General features: G+C 38.4%; 15 protein-coding genes. 9 read left to right on the top strand and 6 right to left on the bottom strand.

Annotation, left to right across the window (positions count from 1 at the left end):
- Window positions 1-44: 44 nt before the first annotated feature.
- Window positions 45-710 carry an HD domain-containing protein gene (locus HMPREF3116_RS06545; RefSeq protein WP_070468543.1) on the bottom strand — a complete coding sequence of 222 codons (666 nt, stop codon included), beginning with the start codon at window positions 708-710 and terminating at the stop codon, window positions 45-47.
- A 28-nt stretch (window positions 711-738) separates the two neighbouring features.
- Window positions 739-1,413: a deoxynucleoside kinase gene (locus tag HMPREF3116_RS06540; protein ID WP_070468541.1), complete on the bottom strand. Its 675-nt coding sequence runs from the start codon at window positions 1,411-1,413 to the stop codon at window positions 739-741.
- A gap of 420 nt (window positions 1,414-1,833) precedes the next feature.
- On the opposite strand from HMPREF3116_RS06540, the gene HMPREF3116_RS06535 reads away from it, so the two are divergent.
- On the top strand, window positions 1,834-3,939 hold the full coding sequence (locus HMPREF3116_RS06535; protein ID WP_083272792.1) for a copper-translocating P-type ATPase: 2,106 nt from the start codon (window positions 1,834-1,836) through the stop codon (window positions 3,937-3,939).
- Between the two features lie 319 nt (window positions 3,940-4,258).
- On the opposite strand, the gene dhaL is transcribed toward HMPREF3116_RS06535, so the two are convergent.
- The 3 genes from dhaL to dhaM all read right to left on the bottom strand — a co-directional run bounded on the left by dhaL (window position 4,259) and on the right by dhaM (window position 6,314).
- Entirely contained in the window at window positions 4,259-4,834 is a 576-nt protein-coding gene (gene dhaL, locus HMPREF3116_RS06530; RefSeq protein WP_070468539.1) for a dihydroxyacetone kinase subunit DhaL, read from the bottom strand.
- 24 nt (window positions 4,835-4,858) lie between these two features.
- A complete protein-coding gene (gene dhaK, locus HMPREF3116_RS06525) occupies window positions 4,859-5,851 on the bottom strand; it encodes a dihydroxyacetone kinase subunit DhaK (protein ID WP_070468538.1) in 993 nt (330 codons plus the stop codon).
- A 76-nt stretch (window positions 5,852-5,927) separates the two neighbouring features.
- A complete protein-coding gene (gene dhaM, locus HMPREF3116_RS06520; protein ID WP_070468537.1) occupies window positions 5,928-6,314 on the bottom strand; it encodes a dihydroxyacetone kinase phosphoryl donor subunit DhaM in 387 nt (128 codons plus the stop codon).
- A 219-nt stretch (window positions 6,315-6,533) separates the two neighbouring features.
- Between dhaM and HMPREF3116_RS06515 the strand changes: the two genes are divergently transcribed.
- A complete protein-coding gene (locus tag HMPREF3116_RS06515; RefSeq protein ID WP_070468536.1) occupies window positions 6,534-7,718 on the top strand; it encodes a MalY/PatB family protein in 1,185 nt (394 codons plus the stop codon).
- A 90-nt stretch (window positions 7,719-7,808) separates the two neighbouring features.
- Here the strand turns inward: HMPREF3116_RS06515 and HMPREF3116_RS06510 are convergent, their stop codons facing one another.
- A complete protein-coding gene (locus HMPREF3116_RS06510) occupies window positions 7,809-8,714 on the bottom strand; it encodes a cation diffusion facilitator family transporter (RefSeq protein WP_070468535.1) in 906 nt (301 codons plus the stop codon).
- 213 nt (window positions 8,715-8,927) lie between these two features.
- On the opposite strand from HMPREF3116_RS06510, the gene HMPREF3116_RS06505 reads away from it, so the two are divergent.
- The 7 genes from HMPREF3116_RS06505 (at window position 8,928) to HMPREF3116_RS06475 (ending at window position 15,247) form a co-directional block, all read left to right on the top strand.
- On the top strand, window positions 8,928-9,302 hold the full coding sequence (locus HMPREF3116_RS06505; RefSeq protein ID WP_070468534.1) for a MerR family transcriptional regulator: 375 nt from the start codon (window positions 8,928-8,930) through the stop codon (window positions 9,300-9,302).
- A 70-nt stretch (window positions 9,303-9,372) separates the two neighbouring features.
- Entirely contained in the window at window positions 9,373-10,593 is a 1,221-nt protein-coding gene (locus HMPREF3116_RS06500) for an LL-diaminopimelate aminotransferase (protein ID WP_070468532.1), read from the top strand.
- Between the two features lie 202 nt (window positions 10,594-10,795).
- Window positions 10,796-11,638, top strand: coding sequence for a MetQ/NlpA family ABC transporter substrate-binding protein (locus tag HMPREF3116_RS06495; protein WP_070468530.1), 843 nt, complete (start codon window positions 10,796-10,798; stop codon window positions 11,636-11,638).
- Between the two features lie 445 nt (window positions 11,639-12,083).
- Window positions 12,084-13,073: a mannose/fructose/sorbose PTS transporter subunit IIA gene (locus tag HMPREF3116_RS06490; RefSeq protein ID WP_070468528.1), complete on the top strand. Its 990-nt coding sequence runs from the start codon at window positions 12,084-12,086 to the stop codon at window positions 13,071-13,073.
- A gap of 19 nt (window positions 13,074-13,092) precedes the next feature.
- A complete protein-coding gene (locus HMPREF3116_RS06485; RefSeq protein WP_070468526.1) occupies window positions 13,093-13,902 on the top strand; it encodes a mannose/fructose/sorbose family PTS transporter subunit IIC in 810 nt (269 codons plus the stop codon).
- A 12-nt stretch (window positions 13,903-13,914) separates the two neighbouring features.
- Entirely contained in the window at window positions 13,915-14,862 is a 948-nt protein-coding gene (locus HMPREF3116_RS06480) for a PTS system mannose/fructose/sorbose family transporter subunit IID (protein WP_070468525.1), read from the top strand.
- Window position 14,863: 1 nt separating this feature from the next.
- Complete coding sequence (locus HMPREF3116_RS06475) at window positions 14,864-15,247, top strand: DUF956 family protein (RefSeq protein WP_070468523.1); 384 nt, start codon at window positions 14,864-14,866, stop codon at window positions 15,245-15,247.
- The last annotated feature ends 3 nt before the right edge of the window (window positions 15,248-15,250 follow it).

Here is a 15,250-nt window from a genome sequence, read left to right as displayed (position 1 = left end):
AAAATACTTGCTAATGATATTCTACAATAAATAATGTAAAATGTTTAAATATTTCCTTGCCATTCAGTCATAAATTGGTCAAGAAATTGTCGCATAAAGAGTGTTCGTTCATGCGCAATCTCTTTACCAGCTTCTGTATTCATAGAATGTTCCAGTTTTAGTAGTTTTTCATAAAAATGATTAATTGCAGTGGAAGGATGGTTGCGATAATTATCCTTATTTTTCACGTCAATCACAGGGATATTTGGATTATAAATTTCATTATTAGCGTGACCGCCATAGGCAAAAGTGCGCGCAATACCCATTGCACCAAGGGCATCGATTCGGTCTGCATCCTGAACATATTGGCCTTCAACTGACAAATCATACTGTGTAGTTAAGTTTTTTGAGTAGGACATATGTTGTATGGTATAAAGAATATTTTCTCGACTAGTTGGTGAAAGGTGTAACGTATCTAACAATTGTTCAACTTCCATTTGGCTAAAAATAATATCTGAAACGAGCTTGTCATCGATTGTATCATGTAAATATGCAGCAGCTTCAATGACGATTAAAGCTTCAGTATTACCATCACCATAATCTGCTATATACAAGGCTTTAGCGAGTTTAGCAACTCGGTCTGCATGCCAGTAATCATGACCAGTAGGGTCAAAAGCCATGCGTTCTCTTACAAAATCTTGAATTTTCTTAAGTCGTATTACCATTTCCATTTGTTCATCTCCTTAAACAAACAGTTTGCTATTCAAATGCGTCAGCAGTCACAATATCATTTGCAATCATAAAGTTTTTAATATCTTGAATTAAGACATGTTGATGGTGGGGATACTTGACTAAGTCATATTTTTCCATATCAATGAACATCACTTTAGATTGATGATAGTGATTTTTCACCCAATTATCATAACCAGACCATAAGCGGTGGTAATAGTCGATAAGTTCTTCCCCTTGTTCAAAGTCACGTCCACGATTATTTATGCGGGTCATAACAGTTTCAAAAGAACCATGTAGATATAGCATTAAATCAGGATGCTTGCGCGGAATTTCGGATAATTCTTCCATCATATTACGAGATAGATTTTCGTAAATTGAAAATTCTTCTTCACTAATACGTCCAATATCAGTATTCACTCTTGCAAAGTACCAATCTTCAAAAATCGATCGGTCTAAAACCGACTTATCTTCCCTAGAAGCTTGCTTGATTGTTTTAAATCGTGAATTCAAAAAATCTAATTGTGTTAAAAATGGATAACGCTTCAGCAATTGCTCTTCTGGACTGGCTTTGTAAAAATAGGGCAGCATAATGTTATCTTCAACTGATTCATAGAAGGGTTTAAAGTCTAATTCATCTCTGATTAAATTTGTGACGGTGGTTTTACCTAGTCCGATCATCCCACCAACGGTTATCATTGTCATTATATAACTCCTAACTTTTAAAAAAAGAAAACCTTTTATTGGTAAAGGTATCTTAGTGTAATCATATGTGAACTGTTTTTGTCATGAGTAGTGTCTTCTTGCTATACCATGAAAAAAGCACATAACACAATATATAGTGTTTGTATAACAATAATATAACATATATAGTACTTCATACAAGAGGCATTTATAATGATGCAAGGGTCAAAAAGTAAAAGAAAAGAAAGATACTTCTCTGTATTTTATAAATTTCAGTGATAAGAAATTTCAGGACGCCATTACCTATCCCTTTTAAGATAGGATAGGTAAAACTATTTGCATTTTCAAAAGAATAAAACTATACTAGAATTAAGTACAGTTTACAAATGTAAACATAATTTACGATTATATAGTGATTACATAGTATGGAGGTAGAGAATATTGGATAAAGATAATAATGCAAAACATCATCACAATATGCACCATGATCATGGCAACGAACATATGCATCACGAAGAGCATAACCATAACCACCATGATCATAGTGGTCACGGTGATCACGGTGGTCATGGACATGGTGGACATGGCGCTCATATGATGGCTGATTTTAAGCAACGTTTCTGGGTAGTGTTAGTATTATCTATCCCGTTAGCAATTATTGCACCTATGTCGATGCACTTGCTTGGTTATCATATTGATTTTCCTGGGCAAGGGCTTTTAGAATTTGGCCTTGCTACTATTGTATTCTTTTACGGAGGTAAACCCTTCTTAAGTCATGCTTGGCATGAATTGAAATCAGGGGTTCCGGGTATGATGATGCTGATTTCTCTAGCGATTGTCGCAGCTTATGTCTATTCGGTTTTAACCACCTTCTTCATTAGTGGCATGAACTATTATTTTGAACTTGCTAGCTTGATATTGATTATGTTGGCGGGACATTACATTGAGATGAAGGCGCAAATGTCAGCTGGTAATGCCGTTGAATCACTAGCCAAGCTCTTACCATCAGATGCTGAAGTGATTCATGAAGACGGATCAACAAGTGAAGTAAAAGTCGACCAATTGAAGAAGGGCGACCGTATCTTCATCCGGCCAGGTGCGAAGATTCCTATCGACGCTACAGTTTATGAAGGGCATTCTGAAGTAGATGAATCAATGTTGACTGGCGAATCTGTCCCCGTATTAAAAGAAGCGGGTGCGCAGATTGTTGGGGGTGCTATTAATGGGGATGGTATTCTAAAAGCTACTGTAACGAAAACGGGTACAGATACTTATTTAGCGCAAATTATTAACTTAGTTACTGACGCGCAAGCACAAAAATCTAAGGCACAATCAATTGCTGATGTTTGGGCTAAATATCTATTTTATATCGCTTTAGTTGCAGGGATTATCGCCTTTGTTGCGTGGACGGGTGTTGACGGCTATTTAATGGGCTTACAGTTTATGGTAGCAACCTTTGTTATTGCCTGTCCGCATGCACTTGGGTTGGCAGTTCCCTTGGTAAATGCTGAATCTACGTCCTTAGCTGCTGAATCTGGTTTATTTATTCAAAACCGTATCGCTTTTGAAGATGCACATAAGATTGATAAGATCGTTTTTGATAAAACAGGTACTCTTACTCAAGGTGAATTTGGGGTAGATGAGATTACTGTGATGGATGATAAGTTTAATGAAACGTCTCTTTTGCAAATTGTCTACGCGATTGAAAGTCAATCTGAGCATCCAATTGCTCGAGGTATCGTGAAAGAAGCTGAAAGTAGAAAGCTTGAAAAATTACAGGTTGCTGATTATCACAATTTAACCGGTAAGGGGCTTGAAGGGACTGTAAATGGGAAAAACATTCAAATCCTCAGTCCGAAAGCTACTAGACAAGCAGGTTATACATTTGATGAAGCAGCCTTTGAAGCTTCTGCTTCTAAAGGTAGAACCATTGTCTTTGTCATCTATGACCAGGTGCTAGTGGGTGCTATTGCAGTATCCGATATTGTTCGTGAAGAGGCTAAAGCAGTGGTAGCTGAATTGCAAAATAAAGGCATTCAAGTATTGATGTTAACCGGTGATAACCAACAAGTTGCAGATTCAGTAGGAGAAACACTTCATTTAGATGGTGTCTTCGCAGAAGTTTTATCAGATGAAAAAGCCGACAAAATCAAATCACTACAAGCTGACGGTGGACGTGTTGCTATGGTTGGTGATGGTGTTAACGATGCGCCAGCTCTCGCGCAAGCTGATTTAGGAATTGCTATTGGTGCAGGGACAGATGTAGCAAGGGAAACAGGTGATATCATCTTGGTTGATTCAAATATCCATGATGTTTTAAATATCCTGAACCTATCAAAAGCAACCAAACAAAAAATTAACCAAAACCTTATGTGGGGAGCGGGCTATAATGTGGTGGCTATTCCACTAGCGGCTGGTGTTTTAGCTGGATTAGGTATTGTCCTTGGACCAGCTTTGTCAGCTATTATTATGTCCTTGTCTACCGTTGTCTGTGCAGTGAATGCACGGATGTTGCATCGTACTTATAAGAAGGTGCAGAACAAATAAATTAGAGTAGAAATGATGTACATGCTAAATAGTGTTTCCTATTAGTATTATCATTACTATGCCAAAATTTGATTAATTTATTAAAAGGTACTCTTTGAGAAAACCGTGTAATTCATTACATGGATGAACCAAGTTCTAGGGCGCCCGTCATTGTATTGAGTTAATTGATGTGAATATCGCACGATGTTGAAGAATGACTTGTTTCAACGATACGCTTGAGAATTCCTATTTTGATGAAAAAACCATTATTATAAAGGCCATAAATGATATAAAAACCCCTTTTGACACCAAAATGTCAGAAGGGGTTTTGTAATAACGATTAAACATTTGCCTGGATTAAGGCTTCAAATAAGTATTTACTTGATTCGGCTCCTGGATCCGGTTCACCAATAGACCGTTCCCCATAGTAAGAAGCACGACCTTTTGTTGCTTTAAGCTCAGTCGTTTTAGCAGAAGCCTCATCTAAAACCTCTTGATTTAAGCTATTAGCTTTAAGGGCTTCAACTGCCGGATGCCAAATATCAACCATCGTTTTTTCACCAGGTTCTGCTTTACCTCTTTGTTGAATTTTATCTAACCCAGCTGCAAAAATATCCGCGATATTATCTGAGTTCTTAGCTGTTGTTGCCATAGCTAGGAAAGCAGAACCATATAACGGACCGGATGCACCACCAATCTTACTCATGAGGGTTTGTGCAACAGTCATAAAAAGAGCAGATACATCCGCAGGTTGTTTATTTTTTAAGGCTTCCTTAGTCGCAACTGCACCGCGAGCCATATTGTTACCGTGGTCTCCGTCACCGATTTTTTGGTCTAAATCAGATAAATAAGCTTTTTCTTCTATTAAACGGTCAAACCATTGGTCTAACCAAGTCATTGTTTCATTTACATCCATATATGACATCCTCTCTTAACTAAACTATCCCCAGGCAGCAGTATTTACCGGTGCTTGTAGTGCTTGTACCCAGTCAGTATCTTCGACTTTTAGCAAGGTTAGAGACGCCCCCTGCATTTCCAGTGAGGTCATCAAGTCTCCTACCTTCACAAAATCAATTTCTAGCCCTTCATCTGCCAACTGTTCTTGAATATCATTCCAGAATAGGTAAAGTTCCATTAATGGAGTACCCCCCATCCCATTGACCAATACAGCGAAACGGTCTCCAGCTGACCAGCTGAATTCTTCTTTTAGTCGGCCAATTAATTCCGCAGCCATTTCTTTTGCAGGCTTGATTTTCTCACGACGGTAACCTGGTTCTCCGTGAATCCCAATACCATATTCAAATTCATCATTTGCAATGTCAAAACCTGGTTTCCCTACTTCAGGAACGGTTGCAGCTGTCAAAGCAAGACCGATAGATTTAAGATTGTCATTCACCTTTTCTGCAATGGCTTTTAAGTCACTTAGAGATTTACCGTGATCTGCGTAGTAGCCTAGGATTTTATGCATGAAGATTGTTCCGGCAATCCCGCGGCGACCGGCAGTATAAGTAGAATCTTCCATAGCGATATCGTCATCCACGATGATTGCGGCGGTTTCAATACCTTCAGCTTCCGCAAATTCTTGAGCGATTTCAAAGTTCATCACATCTCCGGTATAGTTTTTGATGACTACGAAGACACCAGCCCCATTATCAGCAGCTTTTATCCCTTCTAAAATTTGGTCTGGTGTTGGGGAAGTAAAGACCTCTCCAGAAACGGCAGCTGATAGCATCCCTTTACCGACGAAACCTGCGTGACTCGGTTCGTGTCCAGATCCACCACCAGAAACAATACCCACAATATCAGGCGTTTCTACTGTCCGGTATAGGACTTGAGTATCTGGCACTTGGGCAAGAATATCCGCATGGGCACTGGCTAAACCTTTGACCATTTGGCTGACAACATCACCGGGCTGGTTGATAATTTTTTTCATGAAAAAACCTCCTTAGGGATTAGACAATATAGTTATCATCAACAATTTTAAATAATATAAGCACACGTGAGAATGCTTAGCTTTGTTCCTTAATGGCTACTAAAATCTGCTCTGGTGTCCGGTTGATCGTCGATTGAACAGCACCTATGTAAGCACCTTCTACAAGAGGACCTTCAACTAAATGAACATGGGCTTTTAGGTCATCTTCGACGAAGTCTAGGGCAGTTTCAGCAGATAAGACGGCAGACCCCATATCCGTAAAGATGAAGATTTCTTTATCCGAATTGGCAAAAATGGCATCTGTTATCTTACTTACGGATGTACCTATCTCACCATCATCGGTACCACCTGCAGATATGACTGAAAAGGTATTGTTATCATCAGGTACCATGGTTTCAAGCAATTCTTTTAAACCTTCTGTGATGGTTTGACTATGGGACACTAATATTAATAGATTTGTCATATGCGAAAGCCTCCAAATGTAAGTTACTTCAAATTATCTGTACACGCTTACATTTTAACAAGAAAAATCTCTTCCAACAAGTAACAGCTATTAGAAGTTATTTTTTTGATAGGCTAAAACGATTAAAAGTAAACGATTGTCCCTTTTATCAAACAGTTGAGGAGTATGATAGAATGAGCATAACAAAGATAAGGGTAAACAATTATAGGAGGCAGGAAAATGGTAGATATTTTAAAAGATTATAGCCCAGATCGTTCAAACACTAAAGCAATGAAGTGGCATGACTTGCCTCAACAATTTGGCGAGGATAATTTATTGCCTGTTTGGATTGCGGATATGGACTTTGCACCCGCAAGAGAAATTCAAGCTGCTTTGCGCGCTTTTGTTGAAGAGCAATATTATGGTTATTACTCAGTGCCAGAAACTTACTATAAAGCTATTGTAGATTGGACGAAAGCGCACTACAATTATGAAACGAAGGCAGAGTGGTATCGATTTGCACCGGGGGTTTGTACAGGGATCGCCTTTGGCTTACAAGCGTTTACTGAAGAAGGCGATAAAATTTTAATTCAAAATCCTGTTTATAATCCTTTCCGTACGGTAATTGAAGAAGCCAACCGGACTTTAGTGATGCAAGATCTATTAGGAGATGATGTTACAGGTTATACTATGGATTTTGATGCACTGGAAGCAGCCTTTAAAGATGATGATATTAAAGTATTTCTATTTTGTTCACCGCAGAACCCAACTGGTCGTGTTTGGACTAAAGATGAGGTTACACGAGTTGTTGAACTGTGCCAAACATATGGTGTATTGTTATTTACTGATGAAATCCACCGTGACTTAATTATGCCTGGACATACACATGTTGCTGTGGGGACGATTGACCCAGACTTTGATCAATATGTGCTTTTTGCCTCACCATCTAAAACATTTAATTTAGCGGGCTTAAACCATTCATTCATAGTCGTACCAAATGATACCTTACGCCAAACATTAGATGCTTACTTACATAGTATCCACTTAACAGTTGGACAACCTGCTGGTTATATCGGGGCAGAAGCAGCTTATACTTATGGTGCTGACTGGTTAGAAGGGGTGAATCAGGTCATTTGGGATAACTATCTATTATTAAAAGATAAATTAAAAGAAGCTCTACCCAAAGTGACTATTGCTGATTTACAAGGTACCTATTTAGCTTGGCTTGATTTGGGCGCTTATGTTTCAGCAGATAATTTAAAACATGTAGTACAAGAAAAGGCACGTTTAGGCGTTAATTACGGTAGTTTATATTGGCCAACTAAAACGGATGAAACGCATATCCGCATTAACTTAGCGACTACACCAGAAATTATTGGTCAAGCTGCAGATAATTTAATTAAAGCTATTCAAGAAGCATCATAATAAAGAGCAACTAAATTTTCATCTAATTGAAAAAGAAAAACACCTCGATTATCTGATGTTAGGTCAGTTAATCGAGGTGTTTTTACCCATTTATTGTTTGAAAGGTTCGACGTGAACATCGGTTGCGGTGACATTTTGCGTATCTTGTAAGACGATTTCTACACGCTCCGTGATATCATGACCTGCTTGGACACTGATATTTGGATCAACCAAGATGGTGATGTCGATATATACATTAGCACCATAATTGCGGCCACGAATATCAGATACGGCTTGTACGCCTGGGATTTTTTCAACGATATCGCGATAAGTAGTTAATGCTTCTTGAGGAAAGCCATCTGAAAGTGAAAAGGCAGATTCTTTGAAGATATCGTAACCTGATTTAATGATGATTAACCCAACAACAATAGCCATAGCGCCATCTAACCAAACGATGCCAGTACGACTAAGGACAACGGATAGCGCTGTGGCGAAAGAAGTCAGCGCATCCGATAAGTTATCTTTAGCAGAGGCTTTTAAACTAGGGCTATTCAATCTTTTACCTAGACGGTTGTTGTACCAAAATACGCCTGACATGATAAAACCTGAACTTAAACCAACAATAGCATTGATCACAGTTGGTGTGGCGTACTCTTGATTGATCAAAGCAGTAGTTGAATCAATGGTTACGGTAATCCCGATATACAGAATGACAAAGGACATGATGAGGGTTGTAAGGGTTTCGATTTTATAGTGACCGTAACGGTGGTTATGGTCAGCAGGACGCTGAGATAAAATCATCCCCACAAGTAATACAATGGATGTGAAAGAGTCAGTAAAGTTATTTAAACCATCAGCAAATACAGCATCAGAGTTAAAGCTATAACCAACAATTAATTTAGTAGTAGAAATAATGATATAAGTTACAATGCTTAAGTAAATGCCTCTTCTAGCATAATGTTGGGTTGATTTAGTGGTGTTAGACTGTTGTTTAGGGGAAAAATTTTGCTTGTTCACTGTTGGTAGCACTCCTTTAATAACTGATAACACATTGAAAAAAATCAATTCTTTCCATTATACGTACTCATAATCTATTATTCAAGCGTTTTTAACGCATTTTTCTTTAAATCATTTCTATATGAAATTAATCAAAATTATGATTGACTTAATATGTCAAGTAATATAACATGAGATTAAAACACAATTAAAAAAGAATGAAGGTGAGTTGGCATGAAGGAAAAAGAGCTACGACGTACACTAGCAGTTTTCCCAATTGGGACAGTTGTACAGCTAACAGATTTGACACCCAGACAGGTACGTTATTATGAAGAGCAAAAGTTAATTAAGCCAAAACGTTCAGAAACAAACCGTCGGATGTATTCCTTGAATGATGTCGATCGATTATTAGAAATCAAAGATTATTTAAATGAAGGCATGAGTATTCAAGCAATTTACAATACGTATAATCGTCAACATACACAACCTAAGGTGACGGATACAAAGCAGCTGACCGATGAAGATGTCCGCCGAATTCTATATAATGAGATTTTAAATCAAGGTGGTTTCCGAAATGCTGGAGCCGACCAAGATTATCCATTTCGTTAATCCTCGGTTAGTTGAAGATGGCGTGAAAGTGATTAAAAAATTAGTATATATCATATAGAGGAGATTTTTTATGAACCAAATTAATAAAGATTACCAACGATTACCAGGCTCTTATTTATTCGCAGAAGTAAAACGTCGTCAAGAAGCTTATGAAAAAGCACATCCAGATCAAAACGTGATTCGTTTAGGTGTAGGTGATGTGACCCTACCTTTAGCACCGGCAGTTATTGAAGCTTTACACCAGGCTGTTGACGAACAAGCGGATGCTGCCACTTTCAAAGGGTATGCGCCAGATCATGGTTATGACTTTTTACGAGAAGCTATTCAAAAGAATGACTTTGCAGCACGTGGTGCAGATATAGCAGTGGATGAAATCGTGATTTCTGATGGTGCTAAATCTGATTCTTCAAATATCCAAGAAATTTTTGGTCCAGACATCAAAATTGCTGTTGGAGACCCAGTTTACCCAGTGTATATTGATTCGAATATCATGGCTGGACGTGGTGGTGACTATGATGAAGAAACTGGTAAATGGTCTGATTTAGTTTATTTATCAGCCACAGCGGAAAATAACTTTAAACCAGCTTTACCTGAGGAGCCAGTTGACTTAGTATACCTTTGCTATCCAAATAATCCTACAGGGACAACCTTAAATACAGCTGACTTACAAAAATGGGTGGATTGGGCAAACGAAAATGATGCCATTATCATTTTTGACTCAGCGTATGAATCATTTATTACCGAAGAGGATGTACCACATTCCATTTTTGAATTACCTGGTTCACGTACTTGTGCGATTGAAATCCGTTCATTCTCAAAACGAGCTGGATTTACTGGTGTACGCTTAGGCGCAACCATTATTCCAAAAGAGCTAGAAATTGATGGGGTATCTTTATTAGATCTTTGGAAACGTCGTGTTTCAACGAAATTTAATGGTGCACCTTACATCGTGCAACGTGCAGGAGAAGCGAGCTATTCTAAAGAAGGAAAAGCGCAAATTGAAGAAATGTTAGCTTACTACCGTCGCAATGCTCGCCTAATCAAAGAAGGATTAGAAACAGCAGGATATGAAGTATTTGGTGGTGTGAACGCCCCTTACGTTTGGTTGAAAACACCTCAAGGCATGGATTCATGGGACTTCTTTGACTTTCTACTAGAAAATGCTCAAATTGTTGGGACACCTGGTGTTGGTTTTGGACCTTCAGGAGCAGGCTACTTCCGATTAACAGCCTTCAATACATACGAAAAAACTGCAGAAGCTGTTGAACGTATCAAAGCTTTAAACAAATAAATATCATCTTCAAGGGAAAAGGATCTGTGGTATCAATATCGCAGACCTTTTTTTGCTTGTGTATAGATTTACTTATCCTCCTATTCACTCAATCATCGCTTTTATCGATTATTCTTGAGTGATTATGCATAAACTAGCTATCTAATTAGACATGTTAAGATGGCAGTAATGGCTTTAAATAAAGTTTTGGGAGAAATAAATGATGAAGAAAGCTTTATGGTTGATAACAGGAGCTACCTTTTTCCTAGCTGCATGTGGCAATGGTGAATCAGCAGAGTTGGATCAGATATCTGTTGCGTCACGGGGGTCGGATGTAGAAATATGGGACTATATAGCAGAGTCAGATGCAGCTACAGAAGCAGGTTTAGCGATTGAAGTGATTTCAATTGATGGTGATGGGGTTCAAACGAATACTGCAACGGCTGAAGGCGAGGTAGATGCTAACGCCTTTCAGAATCTAGGTTACATGGAAACGTTCAATGAAAATTCAACCAACCAACTAGTACCAATTGCGACAACTTACCGAGAACCCATGGGAATTTACTCTGATCAATATACAGCCATTGATCAGGTGGCTGAGGGAGATTTAGTCGGAATTTCTACTAATAGTGCTAGTCAAGCCCGTGAATTATCGGTACTTGCAGGTGCTGGTATCATTACTTTAGTGGATGACTTTGATCCTAATGCAGGAACAATCAACGATATCGCAGAAAATCCCCTAAATTTAGAATTTATTGAGGTAGATGAATTACAATTAGCCCGTAGTTTACCTGATTTAAATCTGGCGGTCATAGGGAATACGATTGCCCTAGAATCAGGATTAAATGTTACGAAAGATGCGATTTATGTGGAAGAATTAGATGAGCATGCAAATGGCACAATTAATGTGATTGCTACTGCAGCCGGTAATGAAGATGACGAAAATCTACAGAAACTAAGTGCTTTATACCATTCTGATGAAGTCCAAACATTTATTGCTGAAACTTTTGATGGGACAAAGTTAGAAGTAGAAATCCCTATTGAAGAAGTATGGTCAGTAGATTAAGTAATAGGTATGTCAAGATCAGTGTCATATTTTCTGTCATCATTGTAGGGTGAAATGACTTTTCTGGTTAGATTTGGTATTATTTTATACAAGGAATGAATTATGCGCAAAGTACAGAATCTATACAAAATCTGATTTTGCCCATTTTTTGATATATATGAGAAAACTTTAATCGAAAGATAAAAGAAAAATTTGCAAACTTTATAACTTATACAACATGTTAAGAAAAAAACTGATTTAACAGCATTTATAACTATTTTTTGAGTAAAAGAGTCTGTTTAATTGTTTTAAAGTCTAGTCATTCGCAATCTTTTGCAAAAAAATGACGGATTTTGACAAAAATCCTGATTTTCTTTAGTATTTTATGATTGTATTTGGAAGATTTTACTTATATACTTGGAAACGGATACAGGTGTCCAAATTTTATTTAGGGAGGTTTAATAGGATGATAGGAATTATTTTAGCGAGTCACGGTAAGTTCGCTGAAGGCATTAAACAATCTGCTGAGATGATTTTCGGAGAGCAAGAAAATCTGCAAGCAGTGACCTTTATGCCTGAAGAAGGGCCAGATGATTTACGTGCCCACCTTTTGGAAGCAGTCGAATCTTTCGATGATACGTTACAAATTCTATTTTTAGTTGATTTGTGGGGAGGGTCACCATTCAACCAGGCCAATGCAATTCACGAAGAAATGCCAGAACGTACGGCAATTGTAAGTGGATTAAATCTACCGATGCTCTTGGAAGCTTTGGGACAACGCTTTGCTTCTGACCAAGTAGCAGATGTTGCCAAACACATTTTAACAAGAGATGTGGCAGGTATTCGTGTAAAACCTGAAGCGCTAGGTGAAGGTATTGATGCCCCAGCTGAGGTAGCTAATGAGGAAGGCGAAGAAGCGCAAGTAGGTACCTTAAAACCGGGTACAGTGTTAGGCGACGGCAAAATCAAGTATGTACTAGCGCGTGTAGATACACGTTTATTACATGGGCAAGTAGCTACTGGTTGGGTACGTTCAGTAAATCCTAACCGTATTATTGTCGTATCTGACAAAGTAGCTAAAGATGATATGCGAAAATCATTGATTCAACAAGCTGCACCATCAGGTATTCGTGCAAACACTATTCCAGTATCTAAACTAGCTGAAGTTGATAAAGATCCACGTTTTGGTAATACAAAGGCATTATTATTATTTGAAACTCCACAAGACGTATTAGCAGCAATTGAAGCTGGTGTAGATATTAAGGAAGTTAACTTAGGGTCAATGGCCCACACTAAAGGGAAAACAATGATTTCAAGATCATTGTCTGTAGACGAAGAAGATGTAGCAACTTTACAAAAATTAAAAGACCTAGGGGTTAAATTTGATGTGCGTAAAGTCCCAGCAGATTCAGATGAAAACTTAGACAAACTGTTGAAAAATCATGATTTAATTTAAAAGGGAGGTCGACAGAAAGATGGATATTTCAATTTTTTCAGCTATAGCTATTTGTATTATTGCATTATTCGCTGGTTTTGAAAGTGTGTTGGACTCTTTCCAATTACACCAACCAATTCTTGTTTGTACATTAATTGGTCTTGCAACAGGTAACTTAACAGAAGGATTACTATTAGGTGGTCAATTACAATTAATCGCTTTGGGTTGGATGAATATCGGGGCAGCGCAAGCGCCGGATGCCGCTCTAGCAGGTGTAATCGCAGGTATTTTAGTATTAACTAAAGGTGCTTCTGTATCTGAAGGTATTGCAATTGCAGTGCCTTTAGCAATCGTTGGTCAAGTATTAACAATCTTCGTTCGTACAATGACAGTAGGTTTGGCGCATTATGCGGATGCTCAAGCGGAAAAAGGTTCTATTCGCGGTGTTGAATCTGCAAATATGATGGCTTTAGCCTTACAAGGTTTACGTGTAATGATTCCAGCAATCGCTACTTTAGCCTTACCAGCTTCAGCTGTGCAAGGTGCGTTAGCTGCTATTCCAGACTGGATTACAGGTGGTTTAGCTGTTGGTGGTGGTATGATCGTTGCTGTAGGTTACGCAATGGTTATCAACATGATGGCAACAAAAACGACATGGCCATTCTTCTTTATTGGCTTTGCGTTAGCAGCTGTAACAGAATTAAACTTAGTGGCAATGGGTATTATCGGTGTTGCCTTAGCACTTATCTACATTGAATTATCTCCACAATTTAATGGCGGTGGCGGTTCAGGATCTGGTGGTTCAGGTTCAGTTGAGGCCCAATTAGATGCCATTTTAGAAGATTATTAAGGAGGGGAAGACATGACCGAAGAAGTAACAAAGCGTGTATCATTAACGAAAAAAGACCGTATAATTGCAAACTGGCGATTAACTTTCGTTCAAGCTTCATGGAACTACGAACGTATGCATAACGTTGGTTGGGCCTATGTACTAGCCCCAGCAATCAAAAAATTATATACAAGTAAAGAAGAACGTACAGCAGCTTTACAACGTCACTTGGAATTCATTAACTCTCACCCTTATGTTGAAGCACCTATTTTAGGGGTAACTTTAGCTATGGAAGAAGAAAAGGCCAATGGTACAGATATTGAAGACCAAGCCATCCAAGGGGTTAAAGTTGGTATGATGGGACCACTTGCTGGTGTGGGTGACCCAATTTTCTGGGGTACTTTACGTCCAGTAATTGGTGCTTTTGCTGCATCACTTGCTTTAAGTCAATCGATGCTTGGACCGATTCTATTCTTTGTACTTTGGAACTTAATCCGTGTAGCCTTCACTTGGTATACTCAAGAATTAGGTTACCGTGCCGGTTCTGAAATTACAAAAGACTTATCTGGTGGGATTATTCAAAAAATCACTGTTGGGGCATCTATTCTAGGGATGTTCGTTATGGGGGTATTGGTACCTCGTTGGACAACAATGAATTTCCCAAGAGTCATTTCTGAAGTAACCAATCAAGAAGACACTATTGTAAACTTTGATGGTTTAGTTCAAGCAGCTAATAACAATAACGTCACTGCAGATAGCTTCCGTGATGTGATTAATCAAATTTCATCAGGTCAGTTAGTGAATACAACAACCCAAACAACATTAGGTGATGTATTTAACCAATTATTACCTGGTATGATGCCGTTACTATTAACCTTATTATGTATGTACTTATTAAAACGTAAAGTCAGCGCAACTACCTTGATTTTCTCTATCTTTGCGGTCGGTATCGTGCTTTACGTACTAGGAATCATGGGTTAAGATGACAGCTCAATTAAATACTGAAGTAACGTTCGTCTCCAAAGCAAATGCGATGATTAATCCTATCGATCCCAAATCAGGTTTACTGATGGTGGGCGATAAGGGTGTCGAATTTCGTGAGGAGAACGGACCAGGCTTCATTCAAATTCCATGGGTTAACATTTCACGTATTCGCGTGCAAATGTTCTTCAAAGGACGATATGTCCGCGGCTTCTATTTTGAAACCGATGAAGGGCAACTCCTGGAATTTGTTGTTGATGAAGCTAAAGATAGTCTGCGGGCAATGCGCAAGTATCTGCCCCGAGAAAAATTTGTCGCACAACAAAGTAACCTGGCTAATCTGTTTAAAAATCCTTTTAAACGCCGAAAAAAAGACAAGGAGTAGTGA

The sequence above is a fragment of the Aerococcus sp. HMSC10H05 genome, assembly GCF_001806975.1.
Classification (GTDB): domain Bacteria; phylum Bacillota; class Bacilli; order Lactobacillales; family Aerococcaceae; genus Aerococcus; species Aerococcus viridans_B.
The sequence above is the reverse complement of the archived record's forward strand: the minus strand, read 5'-3'. Positions and strand labels throughout refer to the sequence as shown.